The sequence below is a fragment of the Stenotrophomonas mexicanensis genome (assembly GCF_032911605.1).
Classification (GTDB): domain Bacteria; phylum Pseudomonadota; class Gammaproteobacteria; order Xanthomonadales; family Xanthomonadaceae; genus Stenotrophomonas; species Stenotrophomonas maltophilia_A.
On record NZ_JAWJTG010000003.1, the window covers coordinates 45,974 to 60,705 of the forward strand.

13 protein-coding genes are annotated in these 14,732 nt (G+C 66.2%); 8 read left to right on the top strand and 5 right to left on the bottom strand.

Annotated features, from left to right (window positions below):
- Positions 1-316 precede the first annotated feature (316 nt).
- Complete coding sequence (glmS, locus tag R1L06_RS02730; protein ID WP_317216865.1) at positions 317-2,155, bottom strand: glutamine--fructose-6-phosphate transaminase (isomerizing); 1,839 nt, start codon at positions 2,153-2,155, stop codon at positions 317-319.
- 203 nt (positions 2,156-2,358) lie between these two features.
- On the opposite strand from glmS, the gene R1L06_RS02735 reads away from it, so the two are divergent.
- From R1L06_RS02735 to R1L06_RS02765, 7 genes are all read left to right on the top strand, one after another.
- Positions 2,359-3,636, top strand: a complete 1,278-nt coding sequence (locus tag R1L06_RS02735; protein ID WP_180837270.1) for an efflux RND transporter periplasmic adaptor subunit — start codon at positions 2,359-2,361, stop codon at positions 3,634-3,636.
- Positions 3,637-3,671: 35 nt separating this feature from the next.
- Complete coding sequence (locus tag R1L06_RS02740) at positions 3,672-4,397, top strand: ABC transporter ATP-binding protein (RefSeq protein ID WP_032129038.1); 726 nt, start codon at positions 3,672-3,674, stop codon at positions 4,395-4,397.
- 10 nt (positions 4,398-4,407) lie between these two features.
- The gene (locus R1L06_RS02745) at positions 4,408-5,706 is read left to right on the top strand and encodes an ABC transporter permease (protein WP_317216866.1); all 1,299 of its coding nucleotides are present in this window, start codon (positions 4,408-4,410) and stop codon (positions 5,704-5,706) included.
- A gap of 20 nt (positions 5,707-5,726) precedes the next feature.
- Positions 5,727-6,944, top strand: a complete 1,218-nt coding sequence (locus R1L06_RS02750; protein ID WP_049399196.1) for an ABC transporter permease — start codon at positions 5,727-5,729, stop codon at positions 6,942-6,944.
- Between the two features lie 16 nt (positions 6,945-6,960).
- The gene (locus R1L06_RS02755) at positions 6,961-7,338 is read left to right on the top strand and encodes a PDZ domain-containing protein (RefSeq protein ID WP_182267888.1); all 378 of its coding nucleotides are present in this window, start codon (positions 6,961-6,963) and stop codon (positions 7,336-7,338) included.
- Positions 7,339-7,461: 123 nt separating this feature from the next.
- Positions 7,462-8,808, top strand: a complete 1,347-nt coding sequence (locus R1L06_RS02760) for a sigma-54-dependent transcriptional regulator (RefSeq protein ID WP_032129058.1) — start codon at positions 7,462-7,464, stop codon at positions 8,806-8,808.
- Positions 8,805-10,157 carry a sensor histidine kinase gene (locus R1L06_RS02765; RefSeq protein ID WP_049399192.1) on the top strand — a complete coding sequence of 451 codons (1,353 nt, stop codon included), beginning with the start codon at positions 8,805-8,807 and terminating at the stop codon, positions 10,155-10,157. The genes R1L06_RS02760 and R1L06_RS02765 overlap by 4 nt, the downstream gene beginning before the upstream one ends.
- 47 nt (positions 10,158-10,204) lie before the next feature.
- Here R1L06_RS02765 and R1L06_RS02770 read toward each other — a convergent pair whose 3' ends face one another.
- Together R1L06_RS02770 and glmU are read right to left on the bottom strand one after the other, a co-directional pair.
- Positions 10,205-10,738 carry a GNAT family N-acetyltransferase gene (locus R1L06_RS02770; protein WP_317216867.1) on the bottom strand — a complete coding sequence of 178 codons (534 nt, stop codon included), beginning with the start codon at positions 10,736-10,738 and terminating at the stop codon, positions 10,205-10,207.
- Positions 10,707-12,074 carry a bifunctional UDP-N-acetylglucosamine diphosphorylase/glucosamine-1-phosphate N-acetyltransferase GlmU gene (gene glmU / locus R1L06_RS02775; protein ID WP_317216868.1) on the bottom strand — a complete coding sequence of 456 codons (1,368 nt, stop codon included), beginning with the start codon at positions 12,072-12,074 and terminating at the stop codon, positions 10,707-10,709. The genes R1L06_RS02770 and glmU overlap by 32 nt, the downstream gene beginning before the upstream one ends.
- 83 nt (positions 12,075-12,157) lie before the next feature.
- Between glmU and R1L06_RS02780 the strand changes: the two genes are divergently transcribed.
- Positions 12,158-12,541 (top strand): GtrA family protein, encoded by a 384-nt coding sequence (locus R1L06_RS02780; RefSeq protein WP_049460896.1) that lies wholly within the window; start codon positions 12,158-12,160, stop codon positions 12,539-12,541.
- A gap of 210 nt (positions 12,542-12,751) precedes the next feature.
- Here R1L06_RS02780 and R1L06_RS02785 read toward each other — a convergent pair whose 3' ends face one another.
- Together R1L06_RS02785 and atpD are read right to left on the bottom strand one after the other, a co-directional pair.
- The gene (locus R1L06_RS02785) at positions 12,752-13,174 is read right to left on the bottom strand and encodes a F0F1 ATP synthase subunit epsilon (RefSeq protein WP_005419509.1); all 423 of its coding nucleotides are present in this window, start codon (positions 13,172-13,174) and stop codon (positions 12,752-12,754) included.
- A gap of 113 nt (positions 13,175-13,287) precedes the next feature.
- Positions 13,288-14,694 (bottom strand): F0F1 ATP synthase subunit beta, encoded by a 1,407-nt coding sequence (gene atpD / locus R1L06_RS02790; RefSeq protein WP_032129045.1) that lies wholly within the window; start codon positions 14,692-14,694, stop codon positions 13,288-13,290.
- Between the last annotated feature and the right edge of the window lie 38 nt (positions 14,695-14,732).

The window sequence follows — 14,732 nt, forward strand, 5'->3', positions numbered from 1 at the left end:
CGTGCTGCAACGCGAACGAGGTGGGTTCAACCGCTCAACCCGGCCCTCGGTCAAATCGATTCTACGACTGCGACCATCGGTCACTACCGGCATCGATAGGACAGTTCGTCGTGGGAACCAACTGACGATCCAGAGAATGGCACCGCGGCTGAAACCGCCGCTGAATACAGGCGATGTCGCGCATTAAAGATTGATTGCCTGCTGCCGACGGCGGACAGAACACCCGGTGGCTGTCCCACTTGGCATTGCCAGCGACGCAAACGAAAGGGGCCACGTGGGCCCCTTTCGCATGCAGCTTCCAGCGGTTCCGGCGGAGTTACTCCACCGTCACGCTCTTGGCCAGGTTGCGTGGCTTATCCACGTCGGTGCCACGTGCCAGTGCGGTGTGGTACGCCAGCAGCTGCACCGGGATGGTGTGCACGATGGGGCTGAGCACGCCGGCATGGCGCGGCGTACGGATCACATGCACGCCTTCGGACTCGTTGAAGTTGCTGTCCTGGTCGGCGAACACGAACAGCTCGCCGCCGCGCGCGCGTACTTCCTGCATGTTCGACTTCACCTTCTCCAGCAGGCTGTCGTTGGGCGCGATCACCACTACCGGCATGTCCTCGTCCACCAGCGCCAGCGGGCCATGCTTCAGCTCGCCCGCCGGATAGGCCTCGGCGTGGATGTAGGAGATTTCCTTGAGCTTGAGCGCGCCTTCCAGCGCGATCGGGTAATGCAGGCCACGACCCAGGAACAGCGCACTGCTCTTGCGGGCGAAACGCTCGGCCCAGGCGGCGATCTGCGGCTCCATGTTCAGCGCGTGCTGCACGCTGCCCGGCAGGAAGCGCAGCTGCTCCAGGTAGTCCGCTTCCTGCGCCGCGTCGATGCGGCCATGCAGCTTGCCCAGCACCACGGTCAGCTGGAACAGTGCGGCCAGCTGGGTGGTGAAGGCCTTGGTCGACGCCACGCCGATCTCGGCGCCGGCACGGGTGTAGCAGACCAGCTCGCTGGCGCGCGGAATCGCGCTTTCCGGCACATTGCAGATCGACAGCGTGTGCGTGTGGCCCAGCGACTTGGCGTACTTCAGCGCCTCCATCGTGTCCAGCGTTTCGCCGGACTGGGAGATGGTGACGATCAGGTGCTTCGGGTTCGCATAGGCGGCGCGGTAGCGGTACTCGCTGGCAATCTCCACGCTGCACGGCAGGCCGGCAATGGCTTCGATCCAGTAGCGCGCGGTCAGGCCGGCGTAATAGCTGGTGCCGCAGGCGATGATCTGCACGCCTTCGATGCCTGACAGCACGGCCTCGGCATTCTTGCCGAACAGTTCGGCCGGGAAACCACCGGCGTCGATCGCTGCCTCGATGGTGTCGCCCAGCGCGCGCGGCTGCTCGTGGATTTCCTTCTGCATGAAGTGGCGGTACGGGCCCAGCTCCAGCGATGCCAGCGATACGTCGGACAGGTGCACCTCGCGCTCGATCGGCTGGTCATGCTCATCGAAGATGCGCACGCCGTCGCGGCGGATTTCGGCGGTGTCGCCCTCTTCCAGGAAGATCACCTTGCGGGTGGCCGAGATCACCGCCGAAACGTCGGACGCCACGAAGTTCTCGCCCTCGCCCAGACCGATCAGCAGCGGGCAGCCCATGCGCGCGCACACGAAGCGCTCCGGCTCGGCGCGGCTGACCACGGCCAGCGCATAGGCACCGGTCAGCTCCTTCACCGTGTGCTGCAACGCCACCAGCAGGTCATCGCCGTCCTTCAGGTGATGGTGGATCAGGTGCGCAATGACTTCGGTATCGGTCTGCGACTCGAAGCTGTAGCCCAGCGCACGCAGCTTCTCGCGCTGCTCTTCGTGGTTCTCGATGATGCCGTTGTGCACCAGCGCCACGCCGTGGCTGATGTGCGGATGCGCGTTGGCCTCGGTGACACCGCCATGGGTGGCCCAGCGCGTATGGCCGATGCCCAGCACTGCATTGAAGCCCTCGGCCTCGGCCGCAGTGGCCATTTCCGACACACGGCCGGTACGACGCACGCGGCGCACATCCGGCCGTTCGGCATGGTCGATCACCGCGATGCCCGAGGAATCGTAACCACGGTACTCAAGGCGCTTCAGGCCTTCGATCAGCACCGGCACTACGTCGCGATCAGCGATCGCACCCACGATTCCACACATGTCACGCGTTTCCTTGAAGACGATCGCCGCATTCTAGCCTGCGGGCCCGCGCTCCCCCTCCTGTCCGCTTAATGAAAGTGTCCGGAAAGGTGTCCGCGGACACCCGGACACTTCAGGGCGACTCCCAACCCATTGACCCAAAAGGAAATAAAGTTGGCACGCTACGTGCTTGGTACCCACTACCACCGTCAGGCACGCACCCGATGATCCGCGACACCTCCGCACAGGACCAGATCGTTTCCTCCGCCCCGGCCGGCACCACCCGCGCCAACTGGCAGCGTTACCGCTGGCCGGCACTGGGCGCCATCGCGCTGCTGGCCGGCATCGGCTGGGCCGTGTACGCCTGGTCCAACGCCAGCCGCTCCTACGACAGCAGCCGCGTGCGCATCGCCGAAGTGAAGCGCGGTGACCTGGTCCGTGACATCGCCGCCGACGGTCGGGTGATTGCCGCCAACAGCCCGATCCTGTACGCCATCTCGGCCGGTACCGTGGACCTGAAAGTCGTTGCCGGTGACGTGGTCAAGAAGGACCAAGAGCTGGCGGTCATCGACAGCCCGGAACTGCGCAGCAAGCTGGCCCAGGAGCAGGCCACCCTGGCCGGCCTGGAAGCCGAGGCCAGCCGCGCCGCGCTGGACGCCACCCTGGCCCGCGCCAAGTCGCGCAAGGAAACCGACCAGGCCACCATCGAGCGCCAGGCCGCCGACCGCGACCTGCAGCGCTACCAGCGCGGTTACGACGGCGGTGCAGTACCGCAGATCGATCTGGCCAAGGCCAAGGACTCGCTGAAGAAGGCCGACATCACGCTGGCCAACGCCACCACCGATGCCCGCCTGCAGAGCCAGGGCGCGGACCTGGACGCCCGCAACAAGCGCCTGCTGGCCGACCGCCAGAAGGCGGTGGTGGCCGAGGTGCAGCGCCAGGTGGACGCGCTGACCCTGCGCGCACCGTTCGACGGCCAGGTCGGCCAGGTGCAGGCCATCCAGTCCACCAACCTGGCCGCCAATGCGCCCGTGCTGGGCGTGGTCGACCTGTCCAAGTTCGAGGTCGAGATCAAGGTGCCGGAGAGCTTCGCCCGCGACCTGGCGATCGGCATGCCGGCGCAGCTGACCGGCGGCAACGGCAAGCCGTTCCCGGGCGAGATCAGTGCGGTGTCGCCGGAAGTGGTCAACGGCGAGGTCAACGCCCGCGTGCGCTTCGCCAGCGCGCAGCCGGAAGGCCTGCGCCAGAGCCAGCGGATGTCGGTGCGCGTGCTGCTCGACACCCGCAAGGACGTGCTGAAGGTCGAGCGCGGCCCGTTCGTCGAACAGGGCAACGGCATCGCCTACGTGATGGATGGCCGCACCGCAGTGCGGCGTCCGGTGGAACTGGGCGTCAGCAGCCTGGGCGAAGTGGAAATCAAGTCGGGTGTGCAGCCGGGCGACCGCATCGTGGTCTCTGGCAGCGACCTGTTCAAGGACGCCGAACGCGTCTCCGTCAACTGATACCTGATACCTGAATCCTGGAGAGAGGACACCCCATGTACATGCTCGAAATGCGTTCGGTCGCCAAGGTCTTCCGCACCGAACAGGTGGAAACCCACGCACTGCGCTCGCTGGAACTGCAGGTCAAGGAAGGTGAGTTCGTCGCCGTCACCGGCCCGTCAGGCTCCGGCAAGACCACCTTCCTCAATATCGCCGGCCTGCTGGAAACCTTCACCAGCGGCACCTACATGCTTGACGGCCAGGACGTGAGCACGCTGGGCGATGATGCGCGCAGCCGCCTGCGCAACCAGAAGATCGGCTTCATCTTCCAGGGCTTCAACCTGATCCCCGACCTGAACCTGTTCGACAACGTCGACGTGCCGCTGCGCTATCGGAAGATGAGCGCCAACGAGCGCCGCGAACGTATCGAGAAGGCGCTGAGCCAGGTCGGCCTCGGCTCGCGCATGAAGCATTATCCGAATGAACTGTCGGGTGGCCAGCAGCAGCGCGCGGCCATCGCGCGTGCGCTTGCCGGCAGCCCGCGCCTGCTGCTGGCCGACGAACCGACCGGCAACCTGGACACACAAATGGCCCGCGGCGTGATGGAACTGCTGGAGGAGATCAACGCTGCCGGCACCACCATCGTGATGGTCACCCACGATCCGGAACTGGCCGCGCGCGCGCAGCGCAACGTGCACATCGTCGATGGCCAGGTGACCGACCTGGTGCGCGAGCCGGTGCTGGCCACCCCGCCGCGCCACATCGTCGCCGTCAACGAGTGAGGGCCCGACCATGTTCGCCTACTACGCCCGATTGGCGGTGCGCAGCTTCCGCCGCAACAAGGTACTGACCGCGTTGATGGTGATTGCTATCGCGCTAGGCATCGGCGCCTCGATGACCACGCTGACGGTGTTCCATGTGCTGTCCGGTGACCCGATCCCCGGCAAGAGTGACCGCCTGTTCTATGTGCAGCTTGATGCCGCGACCGGCGCCTATGTCGCTGGCGAGGAACCGGAAACCCAGCTGACCCGCTTCGACGGTGAAGCCCTGCTGCGCGAGGCCAAGGGCGAGCGCCAGGCACTGATGAGCGGCGGCGGCGGTACCATCGAACCGGACAACAGCACTCTCAAGCCCTTCAGCATCGACACCCGCTGGACCTCGGCCGACTTCTTCCCGATGTTCGAGGTGCCCATGCAGTACGGCCGCTCCTGGACGCGCGAGGACGATGAAGGCCGTGCACGCGTGGTGGTCATCTCCAAGGCGCTCAATGACAAGCTGTACCAGGGCGCCAACAGCGTGGGCCGCGACCTGCGCATGGAAGGGCAGAGCTACCGCATTGTCGGCGTGATGAAGGAATGGAGCCCGGAGCCGCACTTCTACGACCTGACCACGGGCAGCTACGGCAAGAACGAGGACCTGCTGCTGCCGATCTCCACCTCCTTCGACCTGAAGCTGGGCAACAACGGCAACATGAACTGCTTCGGCGAGAATCCCGACGGCAACAGCTACTCGCTCAACGCACCGTGCGCGTGGCTGCAGTACTGGGTGGAGATGGACCCGGCCAAGGCCGCCGACTACCGCCGCTACCTGGAGAACTATTCGACCCAGCAGCGCGAGGCCGGCCGCTTCAAGCATCCGCCGAACGTGCGCCTGCGCACCGTGATGGAATGGCTGGACTTCAATGGCGCGGTCCCCAGCGATGTGCGCCTGCAGCTGTGGCTGGCGCTGGGCTTCCTGGGCGTCTGCCTGGTCAACACGGTGGGCCTGCTGCTGGCCAAGTTCCTGCGCCGCAGTGGTGAGATCGGCGTGCGCCGCGCCCTCGGTGCCAGCCGTGGCCAGATCTTCCTGCAGTGCCTGGTGGAAGCCGGTGCGGTCGGCGTTGTCGGTGGCGTGCTGGGTATCGGTCTGGCCCTGCTTGGCCTGTTCGCGGTGCGCCAGCAACCGGTGGAATACGCAAAGCTGGCCCACCTGGACGGCAACATGCTGCTGCTCGCGCTGGGCCTGACCCTGCTCGCCAGTCTTGCCGCCGGGTTCCTGCCCGCCTGGCGCGCCATGCAGGTCACCCCGGCCATCCAGCTCAAGTCGCAGTAAGCACCCGAACGAGGACTCCCATGGACATCCGCCCCATCCTCAGCACGCTGCGCCGGCACAAGACCGCCGCTGCCCTGATCGTGCTGGAAGTCGCACTGACCTGCGCCATCGTCTGCAACGCGCTGTTCCTGGTCAGCCAGCGCGTGGAGAAGATCAGCATGCCCAGCGGCATCGCCGAGAGCGAACTGGTCATGCTGCGCGTCAGCGGCATCGGCAAGCAGACCGACGCCATGGCCCGCACCCGCGAGGACCTGGCGTCGCTGCGCGCGATTCCCGGCGTCAGCAACGTCACCATCATCAACCAGGTCCCCTTCCGCAACGGCTCCTCCAGCAGCAGCATTTCGCGTGTGATCGACCAGGAACGGCCGACCACCAACGCCTCGATGTACACCCTGTCCGAGAACGGGCTGGCCACGATGGGCATCAACCTGATCGCAGGCCGCGATTTCCTGCCCGACGAGTACCAGAACTTCGAAGACGCCAGCAAGGGCGGCGCAAAGGAGAACGCGATCCCGGTCATCCTCACCCAGGCCACCGCCGCCAAGATGGAACCCAATGGCAGTGCGCTGGGCAAGACCTACTACATGGGCAAGCAGCCGCTGCATGTGGTCGGCATCGTCGACACGCTCAGCACGCCCAACGGCTGGAATGACAACTGGACCAACTCGATGCTGCTGCCCATGCGGCGCACCTTCGACGAAGGTGGCACGTATGTGCTGCGCACTTCGCCGGAACGCCGCAAGGAAGTACTCGATGCCGGTGCCGCCGCGCTGGAACGCAACGACCCCAACCGGCTGATGCGCGACAAGCTGACCTATGAAGACCAGCGCAAGGACTTCTTCAAGAACGACCGCGCGATGGTCGGCCTGCTGATCACCGTCAGCATCTCGCTGCTGGTGGTCACCGCGCTGGGCATCATCGGCCTGGCCAGCTTCTGGGTGCAGCAGCGCAGCAAGCAGATCGGCATCCGCCGTGCGCTGGGCGCGACCCGTGGGCAGATCCTGCGCTACTTCCAGACCGAGAACTTCCTGCTGGCCACGCTGGGCATCGTGCTGGGCATGCTGGCGGCCTACGCCATCAACCTGGCGCTGATGAACCTGTACGAGCTGCCGCGCATGCCGCTGTACTACCTGCCGCTGGGTGCACTGCTGCTGTGGGTGCTGGGCCAGATCGCCGTGTTCGGGCCGGCGCGGCGTGCGGCAGCGGTGCCGCCTGCGGTCGCCACGCGGGGCGCGTGAGATGCGTGCCCGCGCGATGTGCCTGATGCTGCTCCTGCCATTGCCGGCGCTGGCCGGCGGTGGCAGTGCGCAGACACTGGAGTGGCGCCAGGATGCCGCGCGGTTGTCCTTGCGCTCAACGGAGGGCCAGGTGCGCGTGGAGGCCGCCAGCCCGGAAATGCGCTTCGGCGTGCGCAGTGGCGATCGCATCCTGCGCGTGGACGACACGGCGGTGCGCCGGGTCGAACACCTTGCCGAGGCCCTGCGTCATTCCAACGCAGCCACCGCCTATCTGTTGCTGCGCCGCGACAAGCGCGAACTGACGGTGGCGGTCGACGCCGCAGCCTGGCGCCAGGCGCTGGAGGTGCCGCCGCCACCTGCGCCGCCACGGCCCCCGGCGCCTCCCCGGCGCTGAGCGAGGGCCGCTCCTGCACAGCCACGGGTTTGGCTATGCTTGATGGGTGGCGCCGGGCTCTCCCGGTGCGTGGACACGAACGGCTCCAACGGCGCCGCCCATCCCTTTCTGCAGAACCGCTTGATGCCTGCGATCCTGATCATCGACGACAACGCCAGCGTGGGTACCGCGCTGGACGTGCTGTTCTCCCTGCACGACATCGACACCCTGCAGGCGCAGAGCCCGTCCGAAGGGCTGGCCCTGCTGGAGTCGCAGCCGGTCGACCTGGTGATCCAGGACATGAACTTCAGCGAGGACACCACCTCCGGCGAAGAAGGCGAGGCCCTGTTCGCGCAGATCCGCGCGCGCCATCCCGATCTGCCGGTGATCCTGCTGACGGCCTGGACCCACCTCAGCAGCGCGGTGGATCTGGTCAAGGCCGGTGCGGCCGACTACCTGGCCAAGCCCTGGGACGACCGCAAGCTGATGACCACGGTCAACAACCTGCTGGAACTGTCCGAGGCGCGCCGCGAACTGGACCGGCGCCGCAGCCGTGAACTGCGCCAGCGCAATGCGCTGGAAGAGAAGTATGACCTGTGCGGCGCGGTCTTCGCCGACCCTGCCAGCGAGCGCGTCATCGCTCTCGCCTGCCAGGTCGCACGCTCGGAACTGCCGGTACTGATCACCGGCGCGAACGGTGCCGGCAAGGAGAAGATCGCGCAGATCATCCAGGCCAATTCCCTGGTGGCCAAGGGTCCATTCGTGGCGGTCAACTGTGGCGCGCTGCCTTCGGAACTGATCGAGGCCGAACTGTTCGGTGCCGAGGCCGGTGCGTATACCGGCGCCAACAAGGCGCGCGAAGGCAAGTTCGAGGCCGCCGATGGTGGCACCCTGTTCCTGGATGAGATCGGCAACCTGTCGCTGGGCGGGCAGATGAAGCTGCTGCGTGTGCTGGAAACCGGCCGCTTCGAGCGCCTGGGCTCCAACCGCGAACGCCAGGTCAAGGTCCGCGTGGTCAGCGCGACCAATGCCGACCTGCCGGCGATGATCCGCGACGGCACCTTCCGCGAAGACCTCTATTACCGCCTCAACACGGTGGAACTGGTGCTGCCGCCGCTGGCCGATCGCCCGGGCGACATCGTGCCGCTGGCCGAGCGCTTCCTGACCGCTGGCAAGCCCCTGTCCAGCGCCGCCACCGCCGCCCTGCAGCGGCACCCGTGGCCAGGCAACGTGCGCGAACTGCGCAACGTGATCCAGCGCGCCGAACTGCTGGCCACCGGCAACCGCATTGAAGTGGCCGATCTCAATCTGCCGCGCGCAGCCGCAGCACCGCGCCCGGCCCCCAGTGCGGGCAATGACCCCGACCGCGCGCGCATCGAAGAGGTACTGGCGCGCAACCATGGCGTCATCGCCCAGGCCGCCGCCGAACTCGGCCTGAGCCGCCAGGCGCTGTACCGGCGCATGGACCGCCACGGTATCCCGCGAGAATGAAACGGCGCTCGTTCACTTTCCGCCTGTTCCTGCGCCTGCTGCCGGTGCTGGCGCTGGCCGCCGCGTTGCCGTGGCTGCTGGCCTACTGGATGGACCATGGCTGGGTGGTGACCACGGTGTCGGCGTTGATCCTGCTGTCGCTGATGTGGTGGACCCTGCGTCGCGCTACCGCCCCGGTGCGGTCACTGATGCGGGCCCTGGCGGGCACCACCAGCAGCTATCGCGACGGCGAATACAACTTCGGCGTGCACTGGCCCGGCAATGACGAGCTCGGCGACCTGGTGCAGGCACACCGCGAACTGGGCGATGTGCTGCGTGCACAGCGGCAGGGCCTGGTGCAACGCGAACTTCTGCTGGACACGATGGTGCAGAACACGCCGGTGGCGATGCTGCTGATCGCCTCGGGCGGTGATGGCATCGCCCGCGTGGTGTTCTCCAATCTGGCTGCGCGCAAGCTGCTGCATGGCGGCTGGAAGCTGGAAGGCCAACGCCTGGAGGACGTGCTGGAACAGGTGCCGGTGGAGCTGCGCGATGCCATCGCCCGCGGTGGCGACAGCCTGTTCGCGGTGCATGCCGAGGGCGAGGACGGCGATGAGGATGACGAGCAGGTGTACCACCTCTCGCGCCGCGCCTTCCAGCTCAATGGTCGTCCGCACGACCTGCTGCTGGTGCGCCTGCTGACCGCCGAGCTGCGCCGCCAGGAAGTACAGACCTGGAAGAAGGTGATCCGGGTGATCAGCCACGAGCTCAACAACTCGCTGGCACCGATTGCCTCGCTGGCCCACTCCGGCGGTGTACTGGTGCAGCGTGAGCGCTTTGACCGGCTGCCGGAGATCTTCACCACCATCGAGGATCGTGCACGCCACCTGGAGGGCTTCATCCGCGGCTATGCGCGCTTTGCCAAGCTGCCGCAGCCGCAGTTGCAGACCGTGCACTGGGCCCCCTTCCTGTCCAGCCTGCGCCAGCAGATCCCGTTCGGCATGGAACGTGAGCCGGACGAGGAACTGAGCAGCCGCATCGACATCGCCCAGTTCGGGCAGGCCCTGCTGAACCTGTTGAAGAACGCGCACGAAGCCTGCGCCGAAGCAGAACCGCCCAACGACGACGTACAGGTGCAACTCACGCGGCTGCCGCAGTGGCTGCGCCTGGACGTACTGGATCGCGGCAAGGGCATGAACGAGCAGGTGCTGCAGAATGCGCTGATGCCGTTCTATTCGACCAAGCGCAATGGCACCGGGCTGGGCTTGGCCTTGACCCGCGAGATCGTGGAAGCGCATGGCGGCCGGGTATCACTGCAGAATCGCGGCGATGGCGGGTTGTGCGTGTCGATCCTGTTGCCGGTGGGTTGAGCGGATAGGTCCACGCCATGCGCGGATGTGCCGACCAAGGTCGGCACCTACCAAACCTGCCGCATCGCCACCCGCAGGTGCATCGGGAACCCGAGCGCAGCCTCTTCGGCCATCACCGCGCGCAGGCCATCGTTCCACTGCACCTCGGGCACTACGTCGAATCCTTCGCTGGCATAGAAGGCCGCATTCCACGGCACATCGGACAGCGTGGTCAGCACCGCGGCCGCGTAGCCTCCCACCCTCGCCTGCGCCAAGGCATGGCGCAGCAAAGCGCGGCCGTAGCCACGCCGCGCGTGTGCGGTATCCACGTCCATCTGCAGCACATGGAATTCACCGCAGAGTTCACCGGCCAGCAGGTAACCCGCGATACCACCGTCAGCCGCATCCACCACCCACAACTGGCCACGTTGAAGGCCATCCTGCAGCGTCGGCAGGTCCAGACCATGCCCGGCAAACACCGGGTAGGCCTGGTGACCCTTCAGCAGTTCACCGGCACGTTGTTCAATTGCCGGCAGCATGCCGAGTTCATCGGCATGCGGGATGCGTGGCTCAGGACTTCTTGAGCGGGCGCTTCCAGCCATCGATGGTTTCCTGTCGTGCACGTGCCAGTGTCAGCTTGCCATCCGGGGCGTCGCGGGTGATGACCGAACCGGCGGCAATCGTCGCACTGTCGCCAATGGTCACCGGTGCTACCAGCGAACTGTTGGAACCAATGAAGGCGTTGTCGCCGATGGTGGTGGTCGACTTGTTCACGCCGTCGTAGTTGCAGGTGATGGTGCCGGCACCGATGTTCACCTTGCTGCCGATCACCGCATCGCCCAGGTAGGTCAGGTGGTTGGCCTTGCTGCCAACACCGAGGGTGACCTTCTTGGTCTCGACGAAGTTGCCCACGTGCACGCCGTCTGCGAGCACGGTCCCCGGACGCAGCCGCGCGAACGGTCCCACCAGCGCAGCACCTTCGGTGACCACGCCTTCAAGATCACAATGCGCGCGCACTTCAGTGCCCGGGCCAAGATTGACGTCCTTCAGCCGGTTGAACGGGCCCACGGTGACGCCGTCGCCGAGCACGATGTGGCCTTCCAGAACGACATCGACATCGATCAGCACATCGCTGCCCACGGTGACGGTGCCACGGATATCCAGTCGTGCCGGGTCACGCACGCGCGCGCCCTGCGCGCACAGGGCCCGTACCGCGCGGCGCTGCCAGGCACGCTCCAGCTGCGAAAGCTGCCAGGGATCGTTTGCCCCTTCGGCTTCCTGCGCGTCGGCCACCAGTGCCATTTCGGCAGGGGTGTACTCGTGCGCGGCAAAGGCGAACACGTCGGTCAGGTAGTACTCGCCCTGCGCGTTGCTGTTGGACAACTGCGACAGCCAGCGCCGCAGCGCGGTCGACTCGGCGGCAATGATGCCGGTATTGATCGTGCGCACACGCAGCTGGTCGTCGGTAGCGTCCTTCTGCTCGACAATGGAGCCCACCTTGCCTTCGGCATCGCGCAGCACGCGGCCATAACCGGTCGGGTCATCGACATCGGCGACCAGCACCGCCAGGCGACCCGGCTGCGCCAGCAGGTCGCGCAGGGTCTGCGCGCGGATCAGTGGCACGTCGCCGTACAGCACCAGCACCTGCGCGGCGTCAGGCACCTGCGGCATCGCCTGGGCCACCGCATGGCCGGTGCCCAGCTGCCGTGCCTGTTCAGCCCATTGCAGGTCGGGCTGGTCGGCGAAGTGCTGGCGCACCGCTTCACCACCATGGCCGTAGACCACGTGGATCGCCGAGGGCTGCAGTTCGCGGGCCGCATCGATCACATGCGCCAGCATCGGCTGGCCGGCGATCGGCTGCAGCACCTTCGGCAGCACCGACTTCATGCGCTTGCCCGCGCCAGCGGCGAGGATGATGACGTGCAGGGGTTGGGTCATGGAAACGGCAGTCCGTGGTTCGTTGCCGATGATTCTAGAGCGTGGGCCGTTAACATGTGCATCCCACCTCCTTCACCGCACTGATGGGCCTCGTCCGCCAGGGAAGCACCTATCTCATCATCGGGCTCGTGCAGCTGCTGCTCGACTGGCTGGTGTTCGTCACCGCGACCGCGCTGGGCCTGCCGGTGGTGCCTGCCAACATTGCCGGTCGCCTGGCCGGGATGCTGCTGGGCTTCTGGCTCAACGGCCGTTACACCTTTGCCAACGCAGGTGATGCGCGCCTTGGCTGGCGTCGATTTTCACGCTTCTTCGGGCTGTGGCTGCTGCTGACCGCGACAAGCACGTTGCTGGTGAGCCTGGTCGACCACGCGCTGGGCCTGCAGTACACCTGGCTGGCCAAGCCGCTGGTGGAAGGCGGGCTGGCGTGCGTGTCCTTCCTGCTGATGCGCTGCGTGGTCTACCGCTGATACGGCGCTGGGATCGGGATCGGGATCGGGATCGGGATCGGGATCGGTAGAGTCGACTGTTGGTCGACTGCTCTTCCATCAGACTGCGGAAATCCCGCGCTGCGCGCGATAGTCGACTGACAGTCGACTCTGCCCAGCCGACACTCTACCTCGCACAAACAAAAACGCCGGCACAGGGCCGGCGTTCTCGTGGATGCAGCGCGAGAAACCTCAGTGCTTGAGGTTCTTGCGCAGGCGCTCCAGGGCCTGCAGCTGGACGACGGCTTCGGCCAGCTTCTGCTGGGCTTCAGCCACTTCCATCGCTTCGCCGCGGTTGGCCAGGATGCGCTCGGCTTCTTCCTTGGCCTTGCGGACCGAGGCTTCGTCGATGTCCTGCGCGCGGATCGCGGTGTCGGCCAGCACGGTCACCACCTGCGGCTGCACTTCCAGGATGCCGCCGGAAATGGCGAAATCCAGCTGCTCGCCATTCGGCGTGGTCACCACCACCTTGCCCGGCTTCAGGCGGGTGATCAGCGGCGCGTGCTTGGGCGCGATGCCCAGTTCGCCCAGCTCACCGGTGGCCACGACCAGGGTCGCTTCGCCACGGAAGATTTCCTGCTCGGCGCTGACGATGTCGCAACGGATCGTGCTCATGCAAATCTCTTCGCTGTTCGCGGCGGCGCAATGCCACCGTGGGAGTCCACCGGCGCGGGCGGTTGCCCGGCGCCGGCGTCAGGTCGGGCAGGATCGCTCCCGCCCGTCCCGGATCAGGCCTTCTCGGCCATCTTCTTGGCCTTCTCGACCGCTTCTTCGATGCCGCCGACCATGTAGAACGCCTGCTCCGGCAGGTGGTCGTACTCGCCATCGACGATGGCCTTGAAGCCACGGATGGTGTCCTTCAGCGGCACGTACTTGCCCGGCGAACCGGTGAACACTTCGGCCACGTGGAACGGCTGGCTGAAGAAGCGCTCGATCTTACGGGCGCGCGACACGGCCTGCTTGTCCTCTTCGGACAGCTCGTCCATGCCCAGGATCGCGATGATGTCCTTCAGTTCCTTGTACTTCTGCAGGGTCTGCTGGACGCGCTGGGCGGTGTCGTAGTGCTCGTGGCCGATGACCAGCGGATCCATCTGGCGGCTGGTGGAGTCCAGCGGATCGACGGCCGGGTAGATACCCAGCGAGGCGATCGAACGCGACAGGGTGACGGTCGAGTCCAGGTGGGCGAAGGTGGTCGCCGGCGACGGGTCGGTCAGGTCGTCCGCGGGAACGTAGACGGCCTGGATCGAGGTGATCGAACCGTTCTTGGTGGAGGTGATGCGCTCCTGCAGGACGCCCATTTCCTCGGCCAGGGTCGGCTGGTAACCCACGGCGGACGGCATGCGGCCCAGCAGTGCCGACACTTCGGTACCGGCCAGGGTGTAACGGTAGATGTTGTCGACGAACAGCAGGACGTCCTTGCCCTTGCCGTTTTCGTCCTTCTCGTCGCGGAAGTACTCGGCCATGGTCAGGCCGGTCAGGGCGACGCGCAGACGGTTGCCCGGCGGCTCGTTCATCTGGCCGTACACCATCGCAACCTTGTCGAGGACGTTGGAGTCCTTCATTTCGTGGTAGAAGTCGTTGCCCTCACGGGTACGCTCACCCACGCCGGCGAACACGGACAGACCGCTGTGCGCCTTGGCGATGTTGTTGATCAGCTCCATCATGTTGACGGTCTTGCCGACGCCGGCGCCGCCGAACAGGCCGACCTTGCCGCCCTTGGCGAACGGGCACATCAGGTCGATGACCTTGATGCCGGTTTCCAGCAGCTCGGTAGCCGGGGACTGGTCTTCGTACGACGGGGCCGCACGGTGGATTTCCCAGCTGTCGCTGGCGGCCACCGGGCCGGCTTCGTCGATCGGACGGCCGAGCACGTCCATGATGCGGCCCAGGGTGCCAGCGCCGACCGGCACGGAGATGCCGCGGTCGGTGTTGGTGGCAACCAGGTTGCGCTTCAGGCCGTCGGTGGAACCGAGGGCGATGGTACGCACCACGCCGTCGCCCAGCTGCTGCTGGACTTCGAGGGTGATTTCGGTGTTGTCGACCTTCAGTGCGTCGTACACCTTCGGCACCGACTCACGCGGGAATTCGACGTCGACGACCGCGCCGATGATCTGAACGATCTTGCCCTGACTCATTGCTGCATCCTCTAAATGTGTGCTTTGAACGAACGCGG

What these genes read in the sequence shown, in the direction of transcription:
- glmS (WP_317216865.1), bottom strand. Translation starts at nt 2,155, where the DNA reads ATGTGTGGAATCGTGGGTGCGATCGCTGATCGCGACGTAGTGCCGGTG.
- R1L06_RS02735 (WP_180837270.1), top strand. Translation starts at nt 2,359, where the DNA reads ATGATCCGCGACACCTCCGCACAGGACCAGATCGTTTCCTCCGCCCCG.
- R1L06_RS02740 (WP_032129038.1), top strand. Translation starts at nt 3,672, where the DNA reads ATGTACATGCTCGAAATGCGTTCGGTCGCCAAGGTCTTCCGCACCGAA.
- R1L06_RS02745 (WP_317216866.1), top strand. Translation starts at nt 4,408, where the DNA reads ATGTTCGCCTACTACGCCCGATTGGCGGTGCGCAGCTTCCGCCGCAAC.
- R1L06_RS02750 (WP_049399196.1), top strand. Translation starts at nt 5,727, where the DNA reads ATGGACATCCGCCCCATCCTCAGCACGCTGCGCCGGCACAAGACCGCC.
- R1L06_RS02755 (WP_182267888.1), top strand. Translation starts at nt 6,961, where the DNA reads ATGTGCCTGATGCTGCTCCTGCCATTGCCGGCGCTGGCCGGCGGTGGC.
- R1L06_RS02760 (WP_032129058.1), top strand. Translation starts at nt 7,462, where the DNA reads ATGCCTGCGATCCTGATCATCGACGACAACGCCAGCGTGGGTACCGCG.
- R1L06_RS02765 (WP_049399192.1), top strand. Translation starts at nt 8,805, where the DNA reads ATGAAACGGCGCTCGTTCACTTTCCGCCTGTTCCTGCGCCTGCTGCCG.
- R1L06_RS02770 (WP_317216867.1), bottom strand. Translation starts at nt 10,738, where the DNA reads ATGGCTGGAAGCGCCCGCTCAAGAAGTCCTGAGCCACGCATCCCGCAT.
- glmU (WP_317216868.1), bottom strand. Translation starts at nt 12,074, where the DNA reads ATGACCCAACCCCTGCACGTCATCATCCTCGCCGCTGGCGCGGGCAAG.
- R1L06_RS02780 (WP_049460896.1), top strand. Translation starts at nt 12,158, where the DNA reads ATGGGCCTCGTCCGCCAGGGAAGCACCTATCTCATCATCGGGCTCGTG.
- R1L06_RS02785 (WP_005419509.1), bottom strand. Translation starts at nt 13,174, where the DNA reads ATGAGCACGATCCGTTGCGACATCGTCAGCGCCGAGCAGGAAATCTTC.
- atpD (WP_032129045.1), bottom strand. Translation starts at nt 14,694, where the DNA reads ATGAGTCAGGGCAAGATCGTTCAGATCATCGGCGCGGTCGTCGACGTC.